Origin of the sequence: Paenibacillus wuxiensis, from assembly GCF_040195695.1 — a bacterium.
Taxonomy (GTDB): domain Bacteria; phylum Bacillota; class Bacilli; order Paenibacillales; family Paenibacillaceae; genus Paenibacillus_B; species Paenibacillus_B suaedae.
Window position 1 is genome coordinate 1 of sequence record NZ_JBEFZI010000046.1, and the last position, 518, is coordinate 518.

Genomic DNA, 518 nt, shown 5'->3' on the forward strand with positions numbered 1-518 from the left:
GTTTTCGTGTTATAGATTGCCGAAGGCGCATCATACGCAACAAACTGCTTTTCGTACGTATAGGTCGTTGTTTTGAAATTATCGTACACGTCCACGGAGAACTCGAAATTCCGCTCGATGTACTTACCGCCATCCCCGATTCCGTCTCTATCTTGTTCGTTATTCATATCTTTCGTATATCTTAGGTTCAACTCGTTTTTTCGGGTATATCTCGGCGAACTATAGTAATTGCGGCGCGATTTATATCGCACCACATTTTCCTTTGCGAAATCTCCGATCGTTCGTTCAATTGCGCCGTCAAATCCGAATTCCGTAATGGCCTTGGTCGGGTGTTCGATGACGCCAAGCGCGATCATCTCGTTCTCTCCCCAAAATATTCTGCGATCATTCGAATATTTCGGGAGATTTTCATAAGATCTGACCAAATTGAATTGCAGCCTATTCCATACGCCATAATCATACTTGGTCGAGCGACCCAGCGGATCGATCACTTCTGTTAAAATATCTTGCTCCCGGTA

The 518-nt window shown here is 44.4% G+C and carries 1 protein-coding gene; it reads right to left on the reverse strand.

Annotated features, from left to right (window positions below):
• The coding region (locus ABN764_RS29520) for a hypothetical protein (RefSeq protein WP_446673867.1) at positions 1 to 518 on the reverse strand (518 nt) is incomplete at both ends.